Source organism: Kitasatospora aureofaciens (genome assembly GCF_019192735.1).
GTDB lineage: Bacteria > Actinomycetota > Actinomycetes > Streptomycetales > Streptomycetaceae > Kitasatospora > Kitasatospora aureofaciens_A.
In genome coordinates, this window is sequence record NZ_JAHTKP010000201.1 from 1 (window position 1) to 606 (window position 606).

1 protein-coding gene is annotated in these 606 nt (G+C 73.1%); it reads left to right on the plus strand.

The annotated features are described in order from the left end of the window. Window positions 1-606: SpnB-like Rossmann fold domain-containing protein (locus tag KV557_RS41995; RefSeq protein WP_218207392.1), on the plus strand; the 606-nt coding region annotated here is incomplete at both ends.

Below are 606 nucleotides of genomic sequence, written 5' to 3' on the forward strand. Positions count from 1 at the left end.
CCGAGGTTGTGGTGGTGCGGGTCGTGCCGGAGCCGGGTGCCGGCGATGTCGCGGGTGCGGCTCGTGGTGCTGCGGTGCGCGTGCTGGGTCTGGTGCAGGAGTGGCTGGCTGCGGATGCGTTGTCCGGGGCGCGGTTGGTGGTGGTGACCGAGCGTGCCGTGGACGCCGGTCCCGAGGTGCCGGTGGAGGTCGCGGCTGCTCCGGTGTGGGGTCTGGTGCGGGTGGTCCAGTCGGAGAACCCCGGCCGGGTGCTGCTGGCGGACCTGGACGACCTGTCTGCCGACGCGGTGTCGTTCCTGCGGGCAGGTGTGGCGTCCGGTGAGTCGCAGTTTGCGGTGCGGGCGGGTCAGGTGCGGGTGCCGCGGCTTGTGCGTGTGCCGTCTGCGCCCACCGCGGCCGGCATCGACGGTCGTGGCGGCACGGTGTTGGTGACGGGTGCGTCGGGTGCGTTGGGCGGCCTGGTCGCCCGACATCTGGCGGCGACCGGACGGGCCGGGCGGCTGCTGCTGGTCTCGCGTCGTGGCACAGAGGCGTCCGGGATGCCGGAACTCGTTGCCGATCTGGAGGAGTTGGGTGTCGAGGTCACGGTGGCGGCCTGTGACGTGG